Below are 6,356 nucleotides of genomic sequence, written 5' to 3'. Positions count from 1 at the left end.
GTCATCACCATCACCAATGGCGGTACCATCGCAAATGTCGACACCGGCGTGCGCCTCGGCATCGCCGGCACGCCGGCCGATTCGGCCAATGCCAGCTTCACCTTCGGGGGCGGCTCGATCGCCGGCATCACCGCCTCACTCGACTCGCGCGGCCTCAATCAGACGCTCGGCACCTATGCCTTCGGTTCGACCACCTTCAGCGGGCCGCAGCTTTTCGACACGCAGAATGTGATCTTTGTCGGCGCTGCCGCGACAGGAACAGGCGACGGCTCCTCGCTTCTCGATCTGGCCTCGATCGCGACGGCCGATGCCAACACCGACGGCACCGCCATCTTCGTGCTGGTCAACGACGCCAGCAACACGCCAATCGATGCCGCCGGCGGCTTCACGCTGAGCGCCGGCCAGACGCTCGCTTCCTTCGGCAATGGCCGCAGCTTCTCGCTCGGCGGCGTGCCGATCAACGTCACCGGCGACAATGTCCAGCACGACCAGGTCGTCCCGGATATCAACGGCGCCGCGACGCTCACCAACACCGGCGCCGGCGACGTTGTAACGCTGGCCAACAACAGCTCGCTGCTCGATTTCAACATTTCGGGCGGCAGCGCCAATGGCATCCATGGCAGCGGCGTCACCGGCGTTACGCTGACCGGCATGTCGGTCAGCGGCGCCGGCCTTGCCGGCGCGCTGTTCGACGGCACCGGTAGCGCCACTGCCACCGACCTGACCTCGACCGGCAATACTGGTGCGGGCCTCTCCCTCCAGGGGGCCGGCACCTACAATTTCAACGGCACCACGACACTGAGCGGCAACGGTGCCGATGGCTTGTCGATCAATGGCGATGGAACCTACAATTTCCAGACGCTCAGTTCGCAGAACAATGCAGGCAGCGGCGTCGATGCAGCCTCGACGGGCGCCGGCAAACTGACGACGACCGGCGGGACGATTTCCGGCAATTCCGGCCAAGGGTTCAGTGCCTCGCAGATCGGGCTGGACGTCACGCTGACCAGCCTCAGCCATACTGCCGGCGGCACTGGGATCGCTCTCTCGAACGTCACCGGCAGCTTCGATATCACCGGCACGACGACGATCTCCGGCGTGCCGAACGGCATTGTCATCCAGAACAGTTCGGCAACGGTGGACTTCGGCGGAAAGGTCACGGTCACCGCCCCTACTGGCTCGGGCATCATTCTCGATACCAATTCCGGTGCCGTCACTTTTGGCGACGTGGCGATGGACCAGCCGGGCCAGAACGCGATCGATATTTTCGGCACCAACGGCACGATCGCCTTCGGCAACATCGACATCACCAACCTGCCGACCGGCAAGACCGGTCTCGATTTGTCCGGCAGCAGTTCGACCTTCACAGCCACGACGCTCGACATTGCGGGCGCCGGCACCTCGACCGGCATCGACCTGTCTGGCACCACCGGCGGCTCCGTCACCATTGGCAGTGGCGTCATTACCGCCGGCACCGGCGTGCAGATGGGCACGCATGGTGCCGCCGGCACCAGCGCCAACACCACCTTCTCCTTCGGCGCCGCCGGCGGCGCCTCGATCACCGGCACGGTCGCCTCGCTCGACATGCGTGGCCTTATGGCCGGCAACGGCACCTATGCCTTCAACGACACGACACTCACTGGGCCGCAGCTGTTCGACAGCGCCAACATCATCTTCGTCGGCGCGACCGACACCGGGACGGGCAGCGGCGCGGACGTCGGCGATCTTATCAACGCGGCCGCGGCCGACGACCTGACCACCGACGCGAACACGATTTTCGTCCTCGTCAACAACGGCGCTGGAAACATCAACACCGACGCCGACGGCTTCACCCTTGCCGCCGGTCAGTCGCTGGTTTCTTTCGCCGATGGTGCGACGGTCAATCTCGGTGCGCCGCCGGCCAATGTCACCGGCACCAATGTCGTCACCGGAGCCACGCAGGCTGATCCGTTCGGCAACGGCGCAGCGACGCTCGTCAATTCGGCCGGCAGCACCATCGATCTCAACAACGGCAACCTCGTCCAGAATTTGGACGTCAGCAATGCCGGTTCCGGCGCGGCGATCAACGGCACGGGCATCAGCGCGGCGACCATCACCGGTGTGACGATCACCGGCGCCGTCACCGGCATCGATCTGACCGGCGCATCGGGCGCGATCAACGTCACCAACACCACAATGGGCGGCGTAAGCAACACCGGCCTCTTGGCCAGCAATTTCAGCGGCACCGGCACCTTCAACAATTTCGATATCACCGGCGCCGGCACCGGCGTCAGAGTCACCGGCGGTTCCACCGGCTCACTCACCTTCGACAGTGCGAGCTCGATCGCCGGCACGTCCGGTGTGGCCTTCAACATCGACACGGCAACTTCCACCGTTGCCTATAACGGCACGATCGACCAGACGAGCGCGGCAAGCGCGGTCAAGATCAACGCCATGACCGGCGGCAGTGCCACCTTTGGCGGCAAGATCACAGCCAGCACCGGCGCGGCCAACGCCATCGATCTCACCGGCAATGCCGGCGGCACGATCAGTTTCAACGGCGGGCTCGACCTCACTACCGACGGCGGTTTCGCCTTCAGCGCCATCAATGGCGGCACGCTCAACGTCACCGCCACCAACACCATCGCGACGGGCAGCGGCCTAATCGAAAAGGGAATTCAGCTCGGCGGCACCAGCGGCCTCACCATCGGCGCCAGCGGAGTGACCTTCGACAGCGTAACCGTCGACGGCTCGGGCGGCACTGTGCCGACCGGCATCGTTATCGAGAACACCAGCGGTGGCAATGTCACCTTTGGCGGCGTCGATATCAGCCGCGCCAACGGCGACGCCATCCGCCTTACCAATGTTGCCAGCGGCACATATACCTTCAACGGCACGACCACGATCGCAACCGTCGTCGGCAATGGCCCGGGTTTCGTCGTTCAGGGCAGCGCCGCCACCGTCAACGTCGCCAACCTCGTCACCACCGGCGTTTCCGGGGACGACGTCAACCTGACCAACAACACCGGCACCATCTCGGTCGGCGGCACCATCACCAATTCCGGCACCGGCAACGGCGTCGTGGTGTCTGGCGGCAGCGCGGCGATCACCGTTTCGGCCAACATTTCCAGCTCGGCAAGCGCGCCGGGCACGGCGATTAAGGTCGACGGCACCACGGGCGGCTCCGTCGCGTTCACGGGCAACGTCACCTCGACCGGCACCGGCAATCTCTTCGACATCGGCTCGGCGGCGGCGCCGACGGGCGGGGCGATCACTTTCGCCGCCGGCAAGATGCTGACCGCCACCGGCGGCGGCGGCGCGGTGATCGGCGGGCTCGCGGGTAACGCGACATTCAACGACATGGCGTCGTTGTCGATCACCAATGCAACCGGTAACGGCCTCTCGGTTTCGAACGTGGCAAGTGGGGCCGCTGCCGGCTTCGGCACCGTCACAATCTCGGGCGCGGGCGGCAACGGCATCGAGATTGCAAACAATGCCGGCCAGGTGACGTTCTCCGGCGCCACCAGCGTGACGATGGGTTCGGCCGCCAATACGGCCGGCATCGATTTCAGCGGCACCAATGCCAGCGTCTTGTTCGGTGCCACGACCGTCCACAATATCGGCGCCAACCAGACCGGCATCGACTTCAGCGGCTCGTCCACCGCAGCCAATTTCAGCCTCGCCGCCACCATCACCGGCCTCGGCGACCTCACCTCGCGCGGCATCGACCTGTCGTCGACGACCGGCAACAAGGTCATCACCTTCTTCCAGGGGTCCTCGATCGCCAATGTCGGCATCGGCGTCGACCTTTCGTCCGGTCAGACCACCGCCACCTCGGCCAACGCCACCTTCACCTTCGGCGACGGAGATTCGACCGACGGGCTGGAATCCTCGATCTCCGCGGCCACCAACGGCTACACCGTCAACACGGTCGGCCTCGATCCGACGCTCGGCGACTATGATTTCGACGACGTGGCCTTCACCGGCAGTGCCAACCTGGCCTCGGCGCCGGGCGCGGTCACGCTGGTTTCGCAGTCGGGCGGCTTCATCAACGCCGGCACGACCGGCAACCTCAGCATGGGCGTCAGCACCATTTCGCTTGCCGCCGCCGATGCGCTGACCGGCGCTCAGAACTTCGCCTTCGTCGGTCCGATCGATGTAGGAGCCAGCGCCTTCACGCTCGATTCGGGCCAGACCATCACCGGCTTCGGCAATGGTAACGTCGTCTCGATCGGCACCATCCAGCCGGTGAACGTCCATGGCAACCTAGGAGCCACCGGCGGCAACATCACCGGCGACGAGGCCGTGGTCACCGGCACCGGCGACGTCATGCACCTGCTCGGCGACAACGCCGTCCGCCACACCGCTTTCGATTTCGGCGGCGCCAGCGGCTCCGCTTTCGTGATCGACCAAAGCGCGCCGGGCTTCAGTAACGCCGGCGGCATCACCATCGAAGGCGTCACCATCAGCAATGTGGCGGCGGGCCAGACGGCAATCAAGGTCGCGGGATTGACCGGCAATCTCTCCGTCATCAACAACGACATCGACGTTTTGGGCACGCTGTTCGACGTGAACGGCGGCTCCGGCACCATCCAGGTTTCGCGCGGCATCCTGCCGAACAGCGCGGCGCCTGGCACGCTGATCGGCGGCGGCATCAACATCGCCAACCGCACCGGCGGCGCGGTGACCTTCACCGACCAGGTGACGATCACCGGCGGCAACGGCGTGTCGATCTCGGGCGGCACCTCCGCCGGCGCCGTCAATTTCAATGGCGGCCTCGACATCACCACCTCGGCCGATACCGGCCTCGATTTCTCGGGCCTGAACCTGCTCACGATCGCCAATGCGGGCTCGACGACGATCAACGCGACCGGCCAGACGGCGCTGTCGCTGCAGGGCGCGATCGGCGCTGGCGGCGTCCATTTCAACAGCGTCACCTCGACCAATGCGGCCGCCCAGGGCGTGCTGATCAGCGGCGCCAGCGGCGGCAATGTCGATCTCGACGCCGTCAACGTCACCGGCTCAGGTGGCGCCGGCATCGAAGTTCTCAATTCAAGCGGCACCTACCTCTTCGGCAGTACCACCATCAACAATTCGGCCTCGGCCGGCCGTGGCGTGAACATCGAGAACGCCGCCAGCGCCACCACCGTCACCTTCGACGGCACGCTGGGTATTACCACATCCACGGGCACCGGCTTCCGCGTGGCAAGCAGCGCCGCGCCGGCCGCCACCACGCTTAATGTGACGGGCGCCGGCACGCGCAGCGTCAGTACCTCGAATGGAACCGCCATCGACATCACTTCGGCCACCCTCAGCGGCGGCTTCACCTCGGTCAACGCCAGTTTCTCGGGCGCGGCCAACGGCATCAACCTGCAGCAGGTGGCGGGCTCGCTCGATCTCGGCAATGGCACGCTGACCAACACCGGCTCGGGCGCCGCTTTCAATGTCGGCTCGGCCACCGACCAGAGCGGCGGCGATGCGGCGATTTCCTATGCCGGCAATATCGCCTCCAATGGCAGCGGAGCGGCGGTCTCGATCCAGGAGCTGACCGGCGGTTCGGTGACGCTCTCGGGCAATTTTGCGGACGGTTCAGCCGCCAGCGGCGGCCAGATCGTCGTTGCCAACATAAACAACGGCACGGCGGCCACCGTCACCTTCTCCGGCGCCAGCAAGCAGATCAGCTCCGGCACCAACGACGCCGTCAGCCTGACCGGCAACACCAACGGCACGGTCAACTTCACCAATGGCGGGCTGGCGATCACCGCCACAAGCGGCGCCGGCTTCACGGCCACGGGCGGCGGCACGGTCAATGTCGGCACCGGCGGTAGCGCCAACACCATCGCCACGACCTCGGGAACCGCGCTGAACCTCAACGGCGTGACGGTGGGCGCCACGTCGATGAATTTCTCGACCGTCTCGGCCAACGGTGCCGCGACCGGCGTTTCGCTTGCCAACATAGCCTCGTCGGGCGGCGGCACGATCGCGCTCGGCACGGTCAACCTGCAGGGCATCACGTCGCGTGGTGTCGATGTATCCGGCACGTCGGGCGCGGCGCTGTCCTTCAACGACCTCGATATCGGCTTGAACAACAGCGCCGCCGTGGCCTTCGATCTCAACGGCGCAACGATCAATGCCGCCGTTACCGCCAACGATTTCGACGTCACCAATGCGGCCGCGGCCGGGACCTCGATCGGCGTCGACCTGCGCGGCGCAACCGGCGGCCAGACCGTGCGTCTCGGCGACACCGACCCGAACGGTGCGAGCTCGAGCATCGCCGGTGTCAACACCGGCGTCTTCCTCAATTCGACCACCAACCTAAACTTCACCTATGGCGACGGCGAGCAGGCGACCGATCAGTTGTCGACCATCAATGCCAATAT

General features: G+C 65.7%; 1 pseudogene. It reads left to right on the top strand.

The window, feature by feature from the left end:
* Positions 1-6,356 (top strand): annotated as a pseudogene (locus EOA23_RS35875) (hypothetical protein); the annotation flags it as partial.

The sequence above is a fragment of the Mesorhizobium sp. M2A.F.Ca.ET.042.01.1.1 genome (assembly GCF_003997405.1).
Lineage (GTDB): Bacteria > Pseudomonadota > Alphaproteobacteria > Rhizobiales > Rhizobiaceae > Mesorhizobium.
Note: the sequence above shows the minus strand (reverse complement) of the source record. Positions and strands in the feature narration are given on the sequence as shown.